We start from the raw sequence: 19,340 nt of genomic DNA, 5'->3' as shown, positions 1-19,340 counted from the left end.
TTCTTGCATTATGGAAAGGAGTGTCTGAGCCGCTTTTTTTCAAGATACTGCAGCAGCTCTTCGGCCTTCTCGACATCTTCTATATGAACCTCGAGCTTCATACGTTCATCACGGTATTGATCTATTGCGGAATAGGCGGTTTGGATCGCGCTGAGGCAAACATCAGTGTTTGCCCGCAACCGGCAATTGACCATGTGGTCTTTAAGGTATTCGTATTTCGCCTGAAGTTCCTCGGCTTCCGACCTTGATCCGACGAGAATTGCTTGCCAATTCACTCTGCGGAGATACAAGAAATAAATCCAAGCAGAGATGATAAATAAAAAAGCTAACGTTTCCATTATGGAACACCACCTTCAACAAAAAATAAGGTTGCCTGTAACACTCCATCATTCGTAGTTGTTGGTATTTTGGGTTGGGTCCATATAAGATATTACCCTTTATAGGGAAGTGTGAAACACATAAGAACAAAGAAAAAAATATGGTGTAGAATCCCTCGAAAACGGCTAAATAGATACGAATGGTGTAGCACTCCTGCTACAACCTAAACGATCAGAGGAGGGATATCCATGAAATCCAATCATGATCCTCATGCTGGACTGAAATACGAACTGTCCGTATTGCTGCTGATGGCAGGAGAAATTGGAGGTGTTCGTGAAGCCGTTCAGGAGCAGACGAACGTACTTCATGAGCAGAACGGTCTGCTGGCGTCCATTCAAGATGAGATAGAGAAGGCTGCCGCAGCGCTTGGCAGCATAGCAGACGCTATAAAGGACGCTGTGGCCGATAGGCTTGCAGCGAAGTAACGATCTAGGAGGGGCGCCGGGATATTCCGGCGTCCCATTGTCATGGATAGGCTGAGAAAGCCTGCGATAGCTCACGCCGCCTATTCTACAGTCGGCTGGGTAGGCAGCGTAACGGCGGACGGATTGCTTTGGCGTGTTTCCAAGCTTCGCAGCCGTTCCAGCACGCGCCTTTTGCGATATAGCATTTTGCCCGCTTCGGCTACATCCTGAAGCGTTCCGCGGTTCAATACTGCACCGAAAATCATGCCTGCGATCGGAACCATCTGGAACAGTTTCTTCCAGCCGAAGTTATCGCGGTAAGCGGCGACTACTTCGCGCCATCCCTGCAGCTGCGAGATGGCTTCGTTGTGCCTGCGCTCGCTGCCAAAGTCGGCGAGCTCCTCCAGCACCGCTTTTTTACCTACGATGTCCGAGGAGGCAAACTGCAGGCATTTAATGATAAAGATGCGCTCTGTTTTCTCTTTAGGATCGTAGCCGTACACGATGGCCAGCTCCTGAAGTACTTTGAGCGACAATCCCAGTACTGCCGGAATATCCACGGCCAGGGTGAATATTCCGCCGAACCCGGTCGTTGCGCCTTGTGCGGTGGCGAGCCTGGCGCTGCCCTTCGAGAGCTCGTCTGCAGCCCGATCCATCGCCTCGAGCGGCAGGTTTGAGACGTCGCCCAGCGTCAATGCGCGGGCCATAGGAGCCGACTCTCCTGCCGCGTGCTTCCGATGCTCCTCGAGCCGCCCCAGCACGCTTTTTTCCGATACGAGATATCTTCCGCCGGTTTGAATATAGGTTCCGATTTCATCCATCGCTTCCCCGATCTTCTTCTGCACTATCTTCGGCGTCAGCCGGTCAAGAAGCTGAAACGGCAGCCGCCCCAGCTTCTCCCAGAACCACAAGTCCTTCTGATCCGTTTCCCATTGTTTAATTTCCTGTAAGGCAACCGAAAGCTCATCTTCCGTTTCTTGTATATGATGATTTTTATGTTCTTCATGTGCTGGCATGATTCCATCAGCTCCTCTACATGGAATATACGGAAAACGCTTCGATTGGGTGCAAAAGTGTTGAAATGGACTTGCGCGTCCGAAGCGTTTCTCATGCTTTGGAAACTTGAGACCGGGGCCGGCTCAAGCTACAATGGAAATGAATGGTATGGGGGTGAGCTAATGATTCGAATTGGACTTGCCGGCTGGGGCGATCATGACGAGCTCTACGAGCGGGGCGTTGGGGCGCGAGATAAAATGAAGGTGTATAGCCGTTATTTTACCGTTGTGGAGGTGGACAGCTCCTTTTATGCCGTGCAGCCGGAAAGCAACTATGAACGGTGGGTAAGCGATACCCCGTCTGATTTTTCATTCATCATTAAGGCCTACCAAGGGATGACCGGCCATCTTCGAGGGCCCAACCCGTTCTCTGATCCGAAGACAATGTTCGAAGCGTTCTGCGATTCGATCCGTCCTGTGAAAGAAGCGGGAAAGCTGAAAGCGGTGCTGTTCCAGTACCCGCCATGGTTTGACTGTACACGGATCCATGTGGAGCAGCTTCGGGAAGCCAAAAAGCGGATGGGCGACCTGCCCGTCGCATTGGAATTCCGTCATCAAAGCTGGTTTCACGAGGAAATGAAGGAGAAGACGCTGGCGTTCATGGAGCAAGGAGGCTGGATCCACAGTATCTGCGACGAACCGCAGGCGGGGATCGGATCGGTTCCGATCGTGCTGCATCCTACCGATCCGAAACTCACGATTGTGCGGATGCATGGCCGGAATAGGGAAGGCTGGAACCAAGGGGGAAGCCCCAATTGGCGCGAGGTACGTTACTTGTATCGATATAATGAGGCGGAGCTGCTGGAATGGAAAGAACATGTGGAGCAACTGCAGGAGCAAACGGCTGAGCTATGTATTATCTTCAATAATAATTCAGGCGGAGATGCGGCTCACAATGCGTCCCAGATGATGAAGCTCCTCGGTCAGCCGACGAAGCCGTTCGCTCCTCAGCAGTTGGATTTGTTTTGATGGTTTCGTGCCTGCCGCTAGGGTTCTCTACAAGGCGCGAAATCATGCATTGACAAATTCAACAGGCAGATCCATAATTAACATATGAATAGTTGCTCATATATGAGTAAAACAAATAAATGATCACGGCATATAATAACGGAACATATAGATTTGTGCAGTCAGGGGGAATGCATCTTGTCTCAATCATTCGGTCATCAACATCACCATGGACACCAACACGACCATCATGACCACCACGGTCATCACCATCATCATGATCCTGCGCGGGAAGGCAACAAGAAGGGGCTAACCATTGCCTTGAGCATCACTGCGAGCATTATGCTGCTCGAGTTTTTCGGGGGACTGGTGACGGGAAGCCTCGCACTGCTCTCTGACGCCGGGCATATGCTGAGCGATGCAGGCTCGCTGCTTCTCAGCCTGATCGCGATCAGCTTTGCAGCGCGGCCGGCCACCTCCGGCAAAACCTATGGATTTTACCGGTTTGAAATTCTTGCGGCGCTGTTCAATGGTGTCACCTTGTTCGTGATTGCCGGCTTTATTATACAAGAGGCGTATGGCCGATTCTTCGCTCCTCCTGAAGTAGCCAGCGGATCGATGATGCTGATCGCCTCTGTGGGCTTGATCGCCAACTTGCTGAGTGCCTGGGCCCTGATGCGCAAGGGCGACGTTCACAACAACGTCAATCTGCGAAGCGCGTACCTGCACGTCATCGGAGATGCTTTGGGCTCCGTAGGCGCCATGGCCGCCGGACTGGTCATGCTGTTGTTCGGCTGGTACATAGCCGACCCCATCATCAGCGTATTGGTGGCGCTGCTGATATTGAAGAGCGCTTGGGGTGTCATTCGGCATGCGATCCATATTCTGATGGAGGGTGCTCCTGTTCGTCTCAATTCGCTGGAGGTCCAGAAGGCCTTAGAGAGCATTGAGGGTGTAATCGACGTGCACGACCTGCACATTTGGACCATCACCTCTGGGCTGGATTCGCTGAGCTGCCATCTACGGATTGAGGACGGGCTGGACAGCCAGCACATTTTACAAAACGCCATACACCTCATTGAAAGCAAATTTAAAATTCATCATGCGACGATACAAGTGGAAGCTTCCGGGATTAACCATGAGGAGATGAAAGTATAGACAAGGGGAAGTGAGCGGGAATGAGCAGCGAATTTGATGTCATTGTGATCGGGGCGGGTCAAGCTGGACTCGCCGCAGCGTATTACTTAAAGAAACAAGGTCTTTCCTTTGTCTGTTTGGAACAAGGAGATGAAATCGGAGGCTCTTGGAGAAGCCGGTATGATTCGCTTACGCTGTTCACCCCGCGCTGGTACAGCTCGCTGCCGGGGCTGCCTCTGCAAGGGGACCCCAACGGATATCCGACCAAAGATGAAATTGCCGATTATTTGCAGGCTTATGCCAATGCTTTTTTGCTTCCGGTCCTACTTACGATGCAGGTGCAAGAACTTAAAAAGACGGGGGATCGTTACACGGTCCAGACGAATCGAGGCCTCTTCTCGACCAAGTCGGTGATCGTATCGACGGGACCTTTTCAGAAGCCGATCATTCCGGCATTTGCCGAGAAGCTGCCTACGGATATCATTCAACTGCATACTTCGGCTTACACTAACCCCGCACAACTTCGCAAAGGGCCTGTGCTGATCGTGGGAGCCGGGAATTCGGGTGCGCAAATTGCAGTTGAATTGGCGGACAGCCGAGATGTTTATTTGTCCGTAGGTCACCGGATCAAGTTCCTTCCCCTGCAGTTTGCGGGACGCAGCATCTTCGGGTGGTTGAAAAAGCTGGGCATGCTGCAGGCGCATCGGCGAACGGTCATTGGCTCTTGGTTCCGCAGGCAAAAAGACCCGGTTTTCGGTATGGAGCTGCGGAAGCTCGTGAGAAAGGGCAGCGTAACCACAAAGCCGAGAACGGTCGGCATCAGCGGTGATTCCATCTGTTTTGCGGATCACACCGATGTTCGTGTATCTAATGTCGTTTGGGCAACAGGGTTTTCATCCGATTACAGTTGGCTTGCGATACCAGGAGCATTAGATAGCAGCGGCCGACCTCTCCATGATCGGGGCGTCAGTCCGGTTACGGGACTTTGCTTTCTAGGGCTTCCTTGGCAGCACACGCGGGGGTCGGCACTGATCGGCGGCGTGGGAGAGGACGCGAGCTATGTGGTGAGCCGTATCATCCATATGGAGGCAAATCCCAAGACCCTTCGTATTGAGTCCGAAGGGCTGAACCCAGGGGTAACTTCCAAGTAATTTGGAAGGAGTGAAGCAAGTTCTTTGTTCGCATAAAATTCCCCGTTTCTTCCCACATTAACAGCGATCCGTTGTGACCGTTGCTTACTTTTCGGTTGCAGGTGAACTGAGGGGAAAGGAGGATTCCGCGAATGTCACGTTACGATTCCAGCTTGCAGTCGCAAAATCCGATTTCACAAGCGCAAAACTCGGTGGAGAAGGCGCACAATGCCGTTAAGCAGGCCGAGTCTCATCCGTCCGAGCAGATGATCGAGCAGGCCGAAGCGGCCGTAGAGAGGGCGCACCGGTCGATCGAACAAGCGTCGTTGAGCCACAATCAGGAGCCGGTGCAGCTGGCCGCCGATATGTTGTCCGAGGATGAAGCAGATTTGCACAGTTTGAAGCCGATGGAAGAATAATATGGCGAAGCCGGGGATAAGCCCGGCTTTTTCTTATATTGGGGCAGATACGCTGGTCCAGTTTGTGGTTAAACAAGATCAAGACCGCGTGCAGCCATGATTTCGTTCTCCACAAGATGGCCTGGGTAAGCTCAGCAGGGATGGCTTGCTTCGTCGCTTTTCCGGATGATTCTGTGCTACAATGGGAGTAAATGGTATGTTTCCGCGGCACGATCATACAAGGAGGCGTTGGCCATGGAACAAATACAGCACACGGCAGAGCTAGTATGGGACGGGAAGGCAACGCTCGGCGAAGGCCCTTCATGGGACCATCGCAGCGGCTTACTCCTATGGGTCGATATTGAAGGGAAGCGGGTCCATTACTATAACCCGGCTGCAGGCTCAAACCGAACCATTCAGCTGGATCAAATGGTGGGCACGGCAGTACCACGAGCGGGGGGCGGGCTGATTCTAGCGCTGGAGCACGGCTTACACACGCTGGACTTGAAGACGGAACGTCTGACCAAATTAATCGAACCCGAGGAAGGCGTGGAAAGTAACCGGTTCAACGATGGCAAATGCGACGAGGCTGGGCGGTTCTGGGTGGGAACGATGAATATGCAGGATGAGGAGCCGACTGGAGCGTTGTACTGTTTGGAAACCAACGGCACCCTCCGGAAAGTGGTAGAAGGCGTCACGATATCCAATGGGCTAGGATGGAGTACGGACGGTCGAACCATGTATTATATTGATACTCCGACGAAGCGCGTTGTCGCTTACGATTATTCTTCCGCTTCCGGCGCTATCTCAAACTGCCGCACGGTGGTTAGGATTCCGGAAGACCAAGGCTATCCCGACGGGATGACGGTTGATGAGGAAGGCATGCTGTGGGTAGCGCATTGGGAGGGATGGCAGGTCTCCCGATGGAATCCGCAGACCGGGGAGAAGATCGGTTTCGTCCGTTTACCTGCCGCAAGGGTCACCTCCTGCACATTCGGAGGCGAGCATTATGATGAGTTGTACATCACAACGGCGCGTACGGGACTCACGGAGGAACAACTGGCCGAACAACCTTACGCCGGAGGGTTGTTTCGCATAAAACCTGGAGTGAAAGGAAGACCAACATTCTTCTATGGCGGATAATTTAGCGAAACATTCGGAAGAGGAAGAAGCTTCCCTGGAGCTGCAGCGATGTGTCGAACTCATCGAAACGGAGCTTCTGCCCGGTCTGAAAATTTTCAGTGAACAACCGCATAATCCGGTCATCGTGCACAGAAACCCGAAGCCGTGGCGACTGGTGGGATCTGGGAATTATGCCGGTGTATTTGCGCACCCTTCTTTTCCGGACCGCGTAGTGAAGGTGTATGCGCCGGGCCGTGAAGGCCTTGAAGAAGAAGCCGAGGTGTATAGGCGTCTTGGAAAACATCCTGCTTTCTCCGAATGCCTTCACGTGGGGAATGTCTACCTGGTGCTTCGTCGACTGACCGGCGTTACGCTATACGATTGCGTCCGCCGAGGCATCCCGATTCCGCGGCAGGTGATTGAAGACATCGACGAAGCTTTGGCGTATGCCGTGCGAAAGGGACTCCATCCGCACGATGTTCACGGCAAGAATGTCATGATGAAAGATGGCCGAGGTATTGTAGTGGATGTCTCAGATTTTTTGAATCCCGAGCCTTGTTACATGTGGAATGATTTGAAAAGAGCGTATGATATATTTTACATACCTATGCTCCATCGACTGCCGATCCCGGAGTTTCTCTTGAATACCGTCCGGGTTGGGTATCGGAAGTGGAAAAAAGACAGCTCATAGTCCAGCGTGCCGGAACATGAACTGCCCGTCGGGACAAAAACCTTGGCGGAACAACTAAAGGAACGGATTTCAAACTACAGCTAAAATACATATAGTTTTTCATTTATTTGGCAGGAAATGAAGGTTTCTCAGCGAAATTGATAAATAATGAGGAACTATCACGTAATCCGTTATTGAACGGAAGACGGATCTTGACCGCCTATGTAAGCAAGGCTACGAATCGTTATAAGCGTATACTGAGCCTGCTACATGAACGGGCGGTATTCCGCACAAGATAATACGAAGCACTCGTCGTGAGTAGGCCCAATACTTGCGAAATTGAATTCATTTGAGGAGGAACACCATATGTCCAAAAACTTAAACGAAGTAATTAACACGCAAATCGCCAACTGGAGCTTGCTGTTTATCAAGTTGCACAACTACCACTGGAACGTTAAAGGACCTCAATTTTTCACGCTGCACTTAAAGTTTGAGGAGCTGTATAACGAAGCCGCACTGCATGTGGATAATCTGGCCGAGCGTCTGCTTGCGCTCAAGGGCCAGCCGGTAGCTACGATGCGTGAAATTTTGAATCTGGCAACGATTCATGAGGCATCGGGCAGCGAGAATGCGGAGCAGATGGTGCGTGCTATCGCGAATGACTTCGGCACGCTGGCTGCGGAGCTGAAGGAAGGAATGGCGATTGCCGAGGCGGCAGATGACGAAACGACAGGCGATATGCTGCTCGCTATTCACAGCTCGCTGGAGAAGCATACGTGGATGCTGGAATCGTTCTTGGGCAAATAAGGCAGTAAAGCAATGCGAACGTAAAGCGAACCTTCTGTAAGACAGACGGGTTCGCTTTTTTACGTTTCGTTTGGGTATAATGGAAACAAAAGGGATGGGAGGAATGGGAATGCATAAGTTCGGACGAAATTCGGTTATTTTAATAGGCTTGGCCTTCATGCTCGCGCTTAGCGGCTGTGAGGCGGCTAAACAAACCGCGCCATCGTCAGGGAACGAAAGCCCTGCTGCTCCAAACGATTCAGCGCCTTCATCGATTCCGTATAAGCAGGAAGTCGTCGCCATCGGGTTGGATATTCCCTGGGAGATTGATTTCGCGCCGGATGGGCGCATCTTCTTTACCGAGCGAGGTGGTGATCTGCGGCTGATTGAGAAGGGAAAGCTTGTCGCCGAGCCGGTGTTCCGTTTTGAAGACAAGCTATACAACCAAGGAGAAGCCGGGCTGCTCGGACTTGCTCTGGATCCGAAGTTTAACGACAACCATTATTTGTATGTCTATCAGACGTATATGCAAGGAAATCAGCCGCTGAATCGGGTCGTTCGGATTAAGGAAAGCGGCGGCAAAGCGACTCTTGATAAGGTACTGCTGGATGGACTGCCCGGCAACCGGATTCATGATGGCGGGCGAGTTAAATTTGGTCCGGACGGAATGCTGTATGTGACGAACGGAGATGCAGCGAGTCCTTCCATGGCTCAGGATAATGACGTACTTGCTGGAAAAATCCTTCGCATCAACCCGGATGGCTCCATTCCGGCGGACAACCCATTCCCGAATTCGCCGGTGTACAGCTTGGGTCATCGCAACCCGCAGGGTTTGGCTTGGCATCCGGTTACGGGGCAGCTGTACAGCTCAGAGCACGGACAATCCGCGCACGATGAGATCAACCGGATTGAGCCGGGGGCCAACTACGGATGGCCGTTGATTCAAGGCGATGAAACCGAGGCGAAGCCGGAGGATACGGACAAAGCAGGTCCCGGGAAGCTCACCAAGCCGATTCTGCACAGCAGTAATGTTACCTGGGCGCCCTCCGGCATGACGTTCATCAGCCAAGGGCCTTGGACAAACCATTTGCTCACGGCGAATCTTCGCGGCACGCAAGTGCTGCATGTGGTTCTGACGGAGGATGGCAAGGGCGTACATTCGTCGGAAGGGCTGCTTCAAGGGGAGCTTGGGCGCATCCGCACGGTGACGGAAGCACCGGACGGTTCAATCTATATCTTGACCAATAACCGTGACGGCCGCGGGACCCCGAAGGACGACGACGATAAAATTGTTCGCCTCATACCCACTTTTAATAAATAAACGGACGAGGATTGTGACTTAATCATGCAAGAGGATGAGTTATTTGAACTAATCAAACGATTACTGAGCGAACGCTCGCTAATTCAAGCGACGCTCAGCCAAGTGCGACGCCGCGACCCGAGCGGGAACGGATGCACGAAGGTAACGGTCAAGCCGGTGGAGCTAAAAGGTGAACTGAACTACCAGTTTAGCTCCTTTTGCGGTCAGAAAGTGCTTCATGAGAACTTGCGCCCGGAAGAAGCGGGAGCAAGGCTCGTAGAGCTGTTCGCTGAGCAATTCCGCCAAGGGCTACTGCAGACGGGAGAAGCGGACTATCAAGTGCTGATCAGCAAAAAAGGCAAGACCGGCATTCTGAAGAAACCGCCGACCAAGCAAACGGCCGAGGCAATGACTCATAATCGGAGAAAGAAATATATCATTGAGGAAGGGGAGCCCGTTTCGTTCCTTATTGAGCTTGGAATCATGAATTCCGAAGGAAAGGTACTGGCGAAGAAATACGATAAGTTCCGTCAAATCAACCGTTTTCTGGAGATGATAGCGGACGTCTTGCCCTATCTGCCCAAAGGAAGGACGCTGCAGCTGGTGGACTTCGGGTGCGGCAAATCGTATCTAACGTTTGCGATGTACCATTATTTGAAGGTGATGCAAGGGATTGATCTCCGGGTTATAGGCCTAGATCTCAAGGAGGATGTGATCAGCCACTGCAGATCGCTTGCCGATCGGCTGGGCTATGACGGTTTGCGGTTTCTGGTAGGTGACATCGCCCATTATGATGAGCTGCAGCAGGTAGATATGGTGGTGACCCTGCATGCCTGCGATACGGCTACCGATGCAGCGCTGGAGAAGGCGGTACGCTGGGGCGCGTCGGTGATTTTGTCGGTTCCTTGCTGCCAGCATGAGCTGTTCCGCCAGGTACGCAGCGAGGTGCTGGGGCCTATGCTTCAGCACGGGATCTTGAAGGAGCGCTTCTCGGCAATAGCTACGGACGCTATTCGCGCCAAGCTGCTGGAGCTTCTCGGCTATCGAACGCAGCTGCTCGAATTCATTGATATGGAGCACACGCCGAAAAATATTCTCATCCGCGCGGTCCGGAGCGAGAAGCCGCTGCCGTCTGCGGAGCAAGCTAACCTTGCGGAAAGCTATATGGCCTTCCGTGACTTTCTCCAAGCAGATCTCTACTTGGAGCGGGCTATGAAGCAGGAGCTGTCCTCCATACTGCAGCCATAGCCGTGACAATACCTATGTTTTTCCATCCCCTGCCAACAACTTGTGCTACAATAAAGCAATCATTCAAAAGCGATCATCAAAGAGAGCTAAAATAGAGGTGCTTGGTTTGGGGTACGTATTGCTGATGCTGGCGACGCTGTCATGGAGCTTCGTGGGGATTTTGGTCAAAACAACGACCGGTTTTGTGGATAGTACGACCATTGCCTTTGCCCGGTTTGTGCTGGGCATTGTGTTTTTGGGAGGACTGCTGCTCCTAAAGGATCGCGCCATGAAGCTGAAGTTTAACATGAAGTGGATTTGGATCGGGGCGGTGGGGAAATGCTGCAATTATTTGTTTGAAAATATAGCCTTGTCCATCGGTTATTCGTACGGTAACATTCTGATCGGACCGATCCAGACAGTCATTTTGTTGATTCTGTCGGCTTTTTGGTTTAAGGAGCACGTATCGGGCAGAGGCTGGATCGCAGCGGCACTTTGTATTGCAGGTGTCCTATTGATCAGCTGGAATGGCCTCTCGTTGTCTGAATTGTTCCAAGGCGGAATGGTGACTACGCTGCTTTATGGGCTCGCGGCGCTCGGTACGGCGTTTCATGTGCTGAGCCAGAAGGTGCTGATTAAGGAAATGGATGCTGGGAACATGAACTTCTCCGTCTTTTTGGTGTGTACGGTTCTGCTGATGCTTCCGCTGCCATGGACCTTCTCCTGGTCAGGAGAATTCAGCACTTATGGGGTGCTGGCCCTGGTACTGCTCGGGATCATTACAGGGCTGAGCTTTTACTGGTTCTCGCTTGCGCTCAAGCTGGTTTCTTTCCCCATAGCGGTCATCGTCAGCAACAGCTGGGTATTGTTTTCAATTTTGTGGTCGTATTTGTTTTACCGTGATCCGATTACGGTGTATGTGATCGGTGGCGGGGCGCTGTTTGTCGCCGGGCTGGTTCTGCTGAATTTACCGTTACGTTTGGCGGTGGGGCGTAAAGAGGTAGGGAAGACGGCGAATGAAGCAGAAGGGGTGATGTAGGATGAGGGAAGACGATCATCAACTGGGACCTCTGCTGACAGGATTCCTTCCGATAGCGGATGAAGGGTGCCGCATCCTCATTCTCGGCTCCATGCCGGGGGAGGCGTCACTTGAAGTCCGGCAGTACTACGGGCATCCGCGAAACCACTTTTGGCGGCTGCTCTATGCGCTGCTGGATGGTGGGGAGCCCGAGCCTTCTTATGAGGCGCGGACACGGTTTGCTTTATCCCGCGGAGTGGCGCTTTGGGATGTACTGAGGGCATGTGTGCGCAAAGGCAGTCTCGATACGGCGATCCGCCGGCCGGAAGCGAACGATTTTGAACATTTCTATCAGCGCTACCCGCAAATTCGTTTCATTTTCTTTAACGGCAGTGCTTCAGAGCAGCTGTATCGGCGTCATGTTAAGCCGCTGCTAAGGAAGGATACAGGTCGGCTCTATACACTGCTGCCGTCATCAAGCCCAGCCCGCGCACTGTCGCTCAGCGCCAAGCTGGAGGCGTGGCAGCCGCTTCGCCATACGTGGTTAAGCGACGACGGGTACGGATAGAGGCAGCACAAAAATACCCGGTCAGCCATCAAACCGGGTATTTGACGTTTATTCCTTTTCTTTTTGAGTGGCGCCGACCAGGTTTTTCGTTGTTTTGACGTCCTCCACCGTATCATTCACGAATTCCATGTTTTGATTTTCCGCTTCCATGGATGCCGTACCTTCGTAGTTGCCTTGGTGCTTTTTGTTCTCCGACATGTAGGTATTCTCCTTTCGTTTTTGCATACTGCATGCTTCATGATTTAACGTGCTCCACGGATTGGGAAAATATACTTCGCTAGTCCGGTTCCCCGTCCTTCCCGTATGGGAAAAAGGCTTCATGGTATACTAATCCAAAGCAATCGGTAGGAGGTAGATAAGATGGCGCGCGATAATGTCCAGGTACCGTTCGGTTACGAGCCGCCTGATCCGCGGGGGGAACAGCGAGGCAGTCTTTGGGTGTACGACAGTTTCGAGGAATATACGGAGCAAGACCTGGCGAAAGTGCTGGAGCTGGCCGACCGGCGCAAGATGGCCAAGACCATCTTCTATCCTATTCATGAAGAGACGCTTCGAAGGATGGTCAAGGGCACCTTCTTGCCATACTACCGCAGGGTGGAGGCGCTCCAAGCCATGCTGGAAGACGCTGAATCCGATCTTGATGTTGTAATCGAGCGGTTCGAAAGCAAACGTAAAAAATATACTCCGGTCGACATGGCCTTCCGTTTTCTTGAGGAAAAATATGAAGGGCCTTTCTTCATTTATGTGACAGGTGACACGGCGAATTTGCTGGCAAGCTACGATTCGTTCGAGTTGTGGATCAAGAAGCTCCGCCTTTTTATAGCCGGAGAGGGGACTCAGGGAATGCATCCCCAGCTGCTCAAGTACGAAAATCGTTGGGATCGGGTGTAAAAGAATGCCCCAAAAATTGGTGGATCATGCGAACCTTATAGTAACTCTTCAAAAATGATATCTAGGGGTAAAGAAATAGGAGTCTAAATTTTGAAGCAGGAGGGGGAACTATGAGGAGAGGAAAGAAATTCGCATGGATACTGATCGCCGGACTATTGATCATCAGTTTGATCAGCGGGGCAGCATGGATCGGAGACAAGCCGGTTTCAGCAGAAATTTCTGAGCAAGCTAAGGGCCGATTGGTTCATCTGAACGAAGGTAACAGCAAAATCACGGTAGCTTATGAGGGTACGGAGAAAACATATTCGCTTGCGACGGATGTGTGGGTGTACAGAAATTCGCAAAAGGCTGCCATGTCCGAACTGAAGCAGGGCGATACGTTGGATATCATCTTTAACAGCAAAGGTCAGGCCGCTTATATCAAGGCGGTAGACGGCAGTTCTGTCGCTGAAGCTGCTCCTGCAGCACCAAGCCCGACACTTTCCGTACCAATGGTGCCGCAGACAGTAACAAAGCAGGACAGCAGTAAGGAAAGTGTGCCTTCGGCGGACGTGAACGCTGGAATCTCTGCAGTACCGCAGGTACCGCAGTCTTCCGCCGGTATCGCAAGCAGCAAAGCAGTGCAGAAGGATCTTAATGCTTGGCCGTGGAGAGAGCTGGAGCTTGAGCTGAAAAGCCAGAATCTGAAGATGAAGCTGGAGCATGAGGCGAAGGACCAGGATACCGAAGCGGAAATATATATAGAGATGAAGGATCGTGCGGTCGTCCACTTGAAAGGAACCGAGGCGGAGCAGCTGCTGCTGTTGATGATGCAAGGGCTTCCCAAAGATAAAGTTGCCTGGGAGCAGGCGCTCAAGCAGCGCTTGGCGGCTGAATTCAAGCTGCAGGATGTATCCTCCGCTAAATGGGAGCTGGATGTCGAGTGGAAAGGTGATGCCAGTTCCGTCGATCTTCCTCCCGCCGAACGTCCAAATCTGGAGCCCAAAAGTAAAGAAAAAGAACATGGTAACGGCAAGGAGCGCGGCAAAAAACACGACCAGCAAGATGACGATAACGATAATGACGATGATGACGATGATGACGACCACGATGATGATTAAATGTCCTCTCTTGGTTAGCAGTTACGTATTAACAAGGACCTGACGGCATTCCGTCAGGTCCTTGTTTTGATGAGCTAATCCTCTGGTGTACGGTCTAGATATAGACGAGTGACCGAGGTGGAATCCCTGCGCTCGATCTCATCACGGGAAGCTTTCTCCTCCAAAGGGTCGTGGGTGTTCAGCCCAGGTGCGACGGTGGGACCGTCATGTTCCTGTTTGGAGGTAACACGGGAATCATGGTTCTTAGACATCCGATGCACACTCCTCCGATTTAGAGTAGGCAATCAATGTAATGTCGTTTCCGGTCAACTTGGCCAGCTTGGCTTCGGCTTGCTGTAAGATGTCGATGACCTCAGACTCAGATTGTTTCGGCAAACGGGCGATTTGGTAGGCATTTGTTTCGATTTTCATAGTAAGCTCCTTCTACAAACTCAGGGATCATGTGTATGTTGTCTTATCCTTTCCGAGGCGAGAATCATTCATGCGCAGGTAGCCCGAATCCTCTAGCTGTGATATATTGGAAGTATTGCAAAAAACTTAAGGAACGGAAGGAAGGCAGGGGAAGCAATGAGCCTCCAATGGAACCGCATGGCTGTGATGACCAGCATTGTGCTCGCAGTGCTGATTTCATCGATGGATACGACCATCATGAATACGACGATGCCGTTAATCGCCGAAGAGCTGGGGAATGTGAAGCTGTATGCTTGGAGCTTCGCTTCCTATATGATTATGTGTACAATTGTGACACCGCTCAGCGGAAGGATATCGGATATATTCGGACGGAAAAGGGTTCTTGCCGTAGGGATCATCGTCTTTCTGCTGGGCTCCATTCTATGCGGAATGGCATCGACTATGCTGGAATTGGTCCTGTACCGCGGTATACAAGGGTTGGGAGCTGGAGCAATGATAGCGTTTCCCGCCATTATTGCCGGGGATTTGTTCTCCGTAGAAGCCCGGGGCAAAATCCAGGCGTTCTTTACCGGCATGTGGGGATTATCGGCTGTGCTTGCGCCCCTCTTGGGCAGTTTATTTATCGAGCATTTGACATGGAGATGGATTTTCTATATTAATATCCCGATATGTCTTGCCTCCTTATTACTGCTGATTCCGTATCGGGAAGTGTATCAGGCCCGCAAAAGTACGATCAATTATGCGGGATCGCTTCTTTTCGGTTTGGGCATCGGACTGCTCCTTCTCAACACGGTAGTCGAGAAAGGATATCTGCTTTATACCGCTTTAGGGCTGATGTTCATGGTGCTGTTCATATGGAATGAACGAAAGCATCCGTCACCCATCGTACCGATGGAGCTGATGCGGAACGGCACGGTCGCATGGATGATCTTAAATGCCTTTTTGACCTGTGCGGCTTTATTCGGGATCTCGAGCTATATTCCTTACTATCTGCAGCAGCAGGGATATTCGGTCTTCATGAGCGGAGTGGCACTGATCGGGATGTCCATCGGCTGGAGCTTGATGGGGATACCTGCGGGCAAATGGATTCTTAAATACGGATACCGCCCTCTGCTCGTAATCGGGAACGCTCTTCTGGTTTTGTCGGGTTCGCTTCTGTTATTTTTACCGGATCAGGGAGGCTTCTGGTTTGTCAATATCGTGATGGTAGTGCAGGGAATGGCGTTCGGCTTGCTTGTTACCGTTTCCGTCATAGGGTCTCAGCAGCTTGTTGATTCCCACCAGAAGGGAATTTCCACTTCGCTGCAGGTGTTTGCCCGCAATATCGGGACGGCGGCGGGGGTAACGATCATGGGGGCGCTGCTGACGAGCGCACCGGAATTTATGACCGGAATGCACCGGGTGTTCATGTATGGCTTTATCGTTGCGCTGGCCGCTCTTTCCTCCACTCTCGTTCTGTTCCTCGGGCAAGAGAAAGCAAGGGTTCCGGCCAAAAAGCTCAGAGAGCTGTGAATCCGGTAGGGCCCAACCGTAAGAATGGAGTTCGGTAACATTTGCGTATGGATAACCTGCTAAGAAAGTAGCAGCAGACAAAAAAACAGTTGGGCAGGAGTTGATTACCTGCTCAACTGTTTTTTTGTGAACTTCGAAAAAGAAGAGGCTGTAAAAAAGTGATCCTTCCGGAACGCTTACAGCTATAATTCCTAGTGATATGTGAGTAGATTTCGGGGTTAATGCAGGCCGCTTTTGTCAGGTCCAACTTTACCCGTTAATCGTCGTCGTCTTCCTTTTTGTCTTTCTTTTTATCCTTCTTCTCTTCTCTATCCTTCTTTTCTTCGCGCTGAGGCTTATCGTCTTTACCGTCATCACGGCCCGCGTTGTGCCGCGCTGCTTGCCGCGCTTGGTGCGCTTGCTGGGCCGCAAGCAGCACCTCCTCCGGTACAGGGAAAGGGGTGACCGGCACACCGGCTAGCGCCCGGGTCATGATCTCCCGGAACAACTGCGACGGCACGGCACCTCCTGAGGTAGTAAGGTAATGATTCCGGTCGGTCTTGTCGTAGCCGAGCCAGATGGCGGCGGTCAGCTCCGGCGTGTATCCTACGAACCAAGCGTCCTTCGCACCGTTGCCGGCTATGCTGGCAAACTCAGGCGTGGCCGGCAACTGGGTTGTGCCCGTCTTGCCTGCCGTAGGGCGGCCGTCTAGCGCGGCTGCTTTGCCGGTTCCGAAAGCTACGGCCTCCTGCAGCAGTTGCGTCAGGGTGTAAGCATGCACCGGTGCCGTGAGCGTTGTCGGCTGTTGGCTTGCTTCGATCAAAGGCTGCCCGTCCTTGGTCGTGATCCGGGTAATGGCGTGGGCACGCTGCATTACCCCTTGATTGGCGATGCCGCCGTATGCCTGCGCCATCTGCAGCGGTGAGACGCCCTCGGACAGGCCGCCGAGCGCCAGGGCCAAGTTACGGTCGGCCGCCGGTAAGGTGATGCCGGCCCGGCGCACGTATTCCATCCCCGCGTCGACGCCGATCTCGTTCAGCAGCCAAACGGGAGGGATGTTCCACGAACGCAAAACGGCTTCCCGCAGCGAGACCTGCCCACGCGTTTGCCCATCCCAGTTTTTGGGCCGGTAACCGCCGATGTCGAGTTCACCGTCGTATAGCCACGAATCGGAGTTGTATCCGCGTTCTAGTGCTGGACCGAAGACGGCGAGCGGCTTAAACGAGGAGCCTGGCTGACGCTTTAACTTCGTGGCGCGGTTGAAGCCGCGGTATACTTGATCTCCTCGTGCGCCGACGATCGCCCGAATGCTTCCGGTGCGGTGGTCGAGCACGACGACCCCGCTTTGAACGGGACGATCCCCCGGACCGGCGGGAAACAGCGCATCAGTGCGGTATACTTCCTCGGCCGCCTGCTGCACCTTCACATCCATCGTTGTATGAATGCGGAGGCCAAGCGTCAGCACTTGCTGCTCCGTGAAACCGTACAGTCTCTCCGCCTCATCCATCACATAGTCGACAAAGGAGGGATATTGTCCCTTGAGCGACTCGCCGTTGTTAGGCTTGAGAGTAATCCGCTGCTCGACCGTCTTCGCGTAAGTCGATTCAGTAATGAACCCCTGCTCCTTCATCAGGGACAGCACAAGGTTGCGGCGCTCCAAGGCTTTATCCGGATTTTTGACAGGCGAGTATAAGGTCGGCGCCTTTGGCAGTCCTGCGAGCACGGCCGATTCCGCCAGAGTCAGCTCTTTCACCGGCTTGCCGAAATATTGCTGTGCTGCTCCTTCCACGCCCCAGCGTCCTTCGCCGTAATAAATACTGTTTAAATACAGCTCCAGTATTTCATCCTTACTGTAGGCAAAATTGATTCTAATGGCATAGCCCAATTCCTTCACTTTGCGGCTGAGCGTTTTATCTGAATCGAGGAACAAATTTTTGGCCAGCTGCTGTGTTATGGTGCTGCCGCCCTCCTTCAAGGAGCCCGATTGGAGATCGCGGACCAGTGCTCTTCCGATCGACCAGAGGTCGAATCCCGCGTGTTCATAGAAGCGGCGATCCTCCACCGCGATCACAGCGTTCTTTAGATCCGCGGGGATATCGGTAAGCGGTACAGGTATGATCCGGGAAGAGGAAAGCTGTGAAACCGGCTGTCCGCCGGCATCCATAACAAAGCTCGGCTCAGGCAGAGGATGCTCAAGCTTGCTGATGTCCAGACCGCGAACCCACGAAGCGAAAAAGCCGAGGGAGGCTGTAGTGACCAGAACCAGCAGCAACCCCGACCACAGCAGTGGTCGACGAATGGCGTTCCAGTCCCTGGATACTGCGGCCTTAGACGGAAGCGGCACCTCCGGTTTCGCGGCCTCTGTCTTAATATGCTTCTGTTCCGGCGTTACTGCCGGTCCTAGATTGCCGTTTGGGCTCTGTGCACCACCGGCGGTCTTGCCCCAAGCGGCTCGGGCGGCCTGCAGCGCTTGTTCGTGTTTCCGACTAGGCGAACCGGGCTGGCTGACCTTCTCCCCAGGCTGCTCCTTAGGGGACGATGCCGGCTTGGAATCTTTAGGAGTTCGCCGCAGCCAGCCAAATATCGGAGAACGTTTCATCTCTATCTATACCCCTTTCCAACTCTGCTAACCTATTCGCAGCAAAACACCGTTTTGTGCTGGTGGACGAAAAAGAAGCCCCGCACCGGCTCCACCCGGACGAGGCTCCTCTGCCTGAAGCTGAAAAATTTAATCATATTGCACTGGATCCGGAATCATGCCGCTTTGACGTACCTGCGTGTTAGTAGGCAGTTTTGCCATCGACTTGCCGAGGCGCTTGACTTCTTCTTCATTGTTCGCCATGGTGTTCATCGCCTGATCGATCGGGGCCGATTTGATCTTGGCCGGTCCGTTCTCCAAATATTGCTGCAGCTCGGACAATATTTCATCGGCGGCTGCGGAGACCGACTCAGGAACAGGTTCCTTGCAGATAAAACCGGCAGAGTTCAAATCGACTTGCGTTTGACCGTTCTCCACGGTGAGGGTGTTTAGACAAAATGGGTATTCCTTCGTCGTAACAGGGTCGCGGAACATTAGCTCGTACTTACAGCCGTCCCGGGAGCCGGTTTCCTTGAAACCCATCGTGCTCAGGATATTGTGTACATGGGCAAACGGTTTTGTAATCGTCGGCAGCGTTTTTTTGCGTGTCATGGTCAACACTCCTTCGACTTCTAATATTAGTATGAATACGTAAAAACGCATTACACTTCCGTGTACCCTACTATTACCCTAATCGAAAAACCTTGAAACGGGATTTCGGGAATTTT

The 19,340-nt window shown here is 52.5% G+C and carries 22 protein-coding genes; 15 read left to right on the top strand and 7 right to left on the bottom strand.

Annotation, left to right across the window (positions count from 1 at the left end):
* Positions 1-8: 8 nt before the first annotated feature.
* Positions 9-338, bottom strand: a complete 330-nt coding sequence (locus JOE45_RS15480) for a hypothetical protein (protein ID WP_210019393.1) — start codon at positions 336-338, stop codon at positions 9-11.
* A 228-nt stretch (positions 339-566) separates the two neighbouring features.
* On the opposite strand from JOE45_RS15480, the gene JOE45_RS15475 reads away from it, so the two are divergent.
* Positions 567-803, top strand: coding sequence for a hypothetical protein (locus JOE45_RS15475; protein ID WP_210019394.1), 237 nt, complete (start codon positions 567-569; stop codon positions 801-803).
* A gap of 80 nt (positions 804-883) precedes the next feature.
* On the opposite strand, the gene JOE45_RS15470 is transcribed toward JOE45_RS15475, so the two are convergent.
* Positions 884-1,798: an EcsC family protein gene (locus JOE45_RS15470; protein ID WP_210019395.1), complete on the bottom strand. Its 915-nt coding sequence runs from the start codon at positions 1,796-1,798 to the stop codon at positions 884-886.
* A gap of 162 nt (positions 1,799-1,960) precedes the next feature.
* Here JOE45_RS15470 and JOE45_RS15465 point away from each other — a divergent pair, with 162 nt between their 5' ends.
* The 11 genes from JOE45_RS15465 to JOE45_RS15415 all read left to right on the top strand — a co-directional run bounded on the left by JOE45_RS15465 (position 1,961) and on the right by JOE45_RS15415 (position 12,141).
* Entirely contained in the window at positions 1,961-2,806 is an 846-nt protein-coding gene (locus JOE45_RS15465) for a DUF72 domain-containing protein (RefSeq protein WP_210019396.1), read from the top strand.
* A gap of 177 nt (positions 2,807-2,983) precedes the next feature.
* Entirely contained in the window at positions 2,984-3,943 is a 960-nt protein-coding gene (locus tag JOE45_RS15460; protein WP_210019397.1) for a cation diffusion facilitator family transporter, read from the top strand.
* Positions 3,944-3,963: 20 nt separating this feature from the next.
* Positions 3,964-5,073 (top strand): flavin-containing monooxygenase, encoded by a 1,110-nt coding sequence (locus JOE45_RS15455; RefSeq protein WP_210019398.1) that lies wholly within the window; start codon positions 3,964-3,966, stop codon positions 5,071-5,073.
* Between the two features lie 131 nt (positions 5,074-5,204).
* On the top strand, positions 5,205-5,471 hold the full coding sequence (locus JOE45_RS15450) for a hypothetical protein (protein WP_210019399.1): 267 nt from the start codon (positions 5,205-5,207) through the stop codon (positions 5,469-5,471).
* Positions 5,472-5,705: 234 nt separating this feature from the next.
* Positions 5,706-6,593: an SMP-30/gluconolactonase/LRE family protein gene (locus JOE45_RS15445; RefSeq protein WP_210019400.1), complete on the top strand. Its 888-nt coding sequence runs from the start codon at positions 5,706-5,708 to the stop codon at positions 6,591-6,593.
* Positions 6,583-7,263: a serine/threonine protein kinase gene (locus JOE45_RS15440; RefSeq protein ID WP_245247015.1), complete on the top strand. Its 681-nt coding sequence runs from the start codon at positions 6,583-6,585 to the stop codon at positions 7,261-7,263. Before JOE45_RS15445 ends, JOE45_RS15440 begins: the two co-directional genes overlap by 11 nt.
* Before the next feature lie 345 nt (positions 7,264-7,608).
* Positions 7,609-8,049: a Dps family protein gene (locus JOE45_RS15435; protein ID WP_210019401.1), complete on the top strand. Its 441-nt coding sequence runs from the start codon at positions 7,609-7,611 to the stop codon at positions 8,047-8,049.
* Between the two features lie 109 nt (positions 8,050-8,158).
* Positions 8,159-9,349, top strand: coding sequence for a PQQ-dependent sugar dehydrogenase (locus JOE45_RS15430; protein WP_245247012.1), 1,191 nt, complete (start codon positions 8,159-8,161; stop codon positions 9,347-9,349).
* 24 nt (positions 9,350-9,373) lie between these two features.
* Positions 9,374-10,576, top strand: coding sequence for a class I SAM-dependent methyltransferase (locus JOE45_RS15425; protein ID WP_210019403.1), 1,203 nt, complete (start codon positions 9,374-9,376; stop codon positions 10,574-10,576).
* Positions 10,577-10,682: 106 nt separating this feature from the next.
* Entirely contained in the window at positions 10,683-11,594 is a 912-nt protein-coding gene (locus JOE45_RS15420) for a DMT family transporter (RefSeq protein ID WP_210019404.1), read from the top strand.
* 1 nt (position 11,595) lies between these two features.
* Positions 11,596-12,141 carry a DNA-deoxyinosine glycosylase gene (locus JOE45_RS15415; protein ID WP_210019405.1) on the top strand — a complete coding sequence of 182 codons (546 nt, stop codon included), beginning with the start codon at positions 11,596-11,598 and terminating at the stop codon, positions 12,139-12,141.
* A 48-nt stretch (positions 12,142-12,189) separates the two neighbouring features.
* Here JOE45_RS15415 and JOE45_RS15410 read toward each other — a convergent pair whose 3' ends face one another.
* Positions 12,190-12,339, bottom strand: a complete 150-nt coding sequence (locus tag JOE45_RS15410; protein WP_210019406.1) for a hypothetical protein — start codon at positions 12,337-12,339, stop codon at positions 12,190-12,192.
* 162 nt (positions 12,340-12,501) lie between these two features.
* Between JOE45_RS15410 and JOE45_RS15405 the strand changes: the two genes are divergently transcribed.
* Both JOE45_RS15405 and JOE45_RS15400 read left to right on the top strand, forming a co-directional pair.
* On the top strand, positions 12,502-13,032 hold the full coding sequence (locus tag JOE45_RS15405) for a hypothetical protein (RefSeq protein WP_210019407.1): 531 nt from the start codon (positions 12,502-12,504) through the stop codon (positions 13,030-13,032).
* A gap of 110 nt (positions 13,033-13,142) precedes the next feature.
* Positions 13,143-14,132, top strand: coding sequence for a hypothetical protein (locus JOE45_RS15400; RefSeq protein WP_210019408.1), 990 nt, complete (start codon positions 13,143-13,145; stop codon positions 14,130-14,132).
* A 74-nt stretch (positions 14,133-14,206) separates the two neighbouring features.
* On the opposite strand, the gene JOE45_RS15395 is transcribed toward JOE45_RS15400, so the two are convergent.
* Together JOE45_RS15395 and JOE45_RS15390 are read right to left on the bottom strand one after the other, a co-directional pair.
* Positions 14,207-14,383 carry a hypothetical protein gene (locus JOE45_RS15395; RefSeq protein WP_210019409.1) on the bottom strand — a complete coding sequence of 59 codons (177 nt, stop codon included), beginning with the start codon at positions 14,381-14,383 and terminating at the stop codon, positions 14,207-14,209.
* Complete coding sequence (locus JOE45_RS15390; protein ID WP_210019410.1) at positions 14,376-14,543, bottom strand: hypothetical protein; 168 nt, start codon at positions 14,541-14,543, stop codon at positions 14,376-14,378. The genes JOE45_RS15395 and JOE45_RS15390 overlap by 8 nt, the downstream gene beginning before the upstream one ends.
* 156 nt (positions 14,544-14,699) lie before the next feature.
* Here JOE45_RS15390 and JOE45_RS15385 point away from each other — a divergent pair, with 156 nt between their 5' ends.
* Positions 14,700-16,055 carry an MFS transporter gene (locus JOE45_RS15385; protein ID WP_210019411.1) on the top strand — a complete coding sequence of 452 codons (1,356 nt, stop codon included), beginning with the start codon at positions 14,700-14,702 and terminating at the stop codon, positions 16,053-16,055.
* 256 nt (positions 16,056-16,311) lie between these two features.
* Here the strand turns inward: JOE45_RS15385 and JOE45_RS15380 are convergent, their stop codons facing one another.
* Both JOE45_RS15380 and JOE45_RS15375 read right to left on the bottom strand, forming a co-directional pair.
* On the bottom strand, positions 16,312-18,633 hold the full coding sequence (locus JOE45_RS15380; protein WP_210019412.1) for a transglycosylase domain-containing protein: 2,322 nt from the start codon (positions 18,631-18,633) through the stop codon (positions 16,312-16,314).
* Between the two features lie 129 nt (positions 18,634-18,762).
* Positions 18,763-19,224: a hypothetical protein gene (locus JOE45_RS15375; protein ID WP_210019413.1), complete on the bottom strand. Its 462-nt coding sequence runs from the start codon at positions 19,222-19,224 to the stop codon at positions 18,763-18,765.
* Positions 19,225-19,340 lie beyond the last annotated feature (116 nt).

This window comes from Paenibacillus sp. PvR098 (assembly GCF_017833255.1).
Classification (GTDB): Bacteria; Bacillota; Bacilli; order Paenibacillales; family NBRC-103111; genus Paenibacillus_G.
This window is presented reverse-complemented; position numbering and strand designations above follow the sequence as displayed.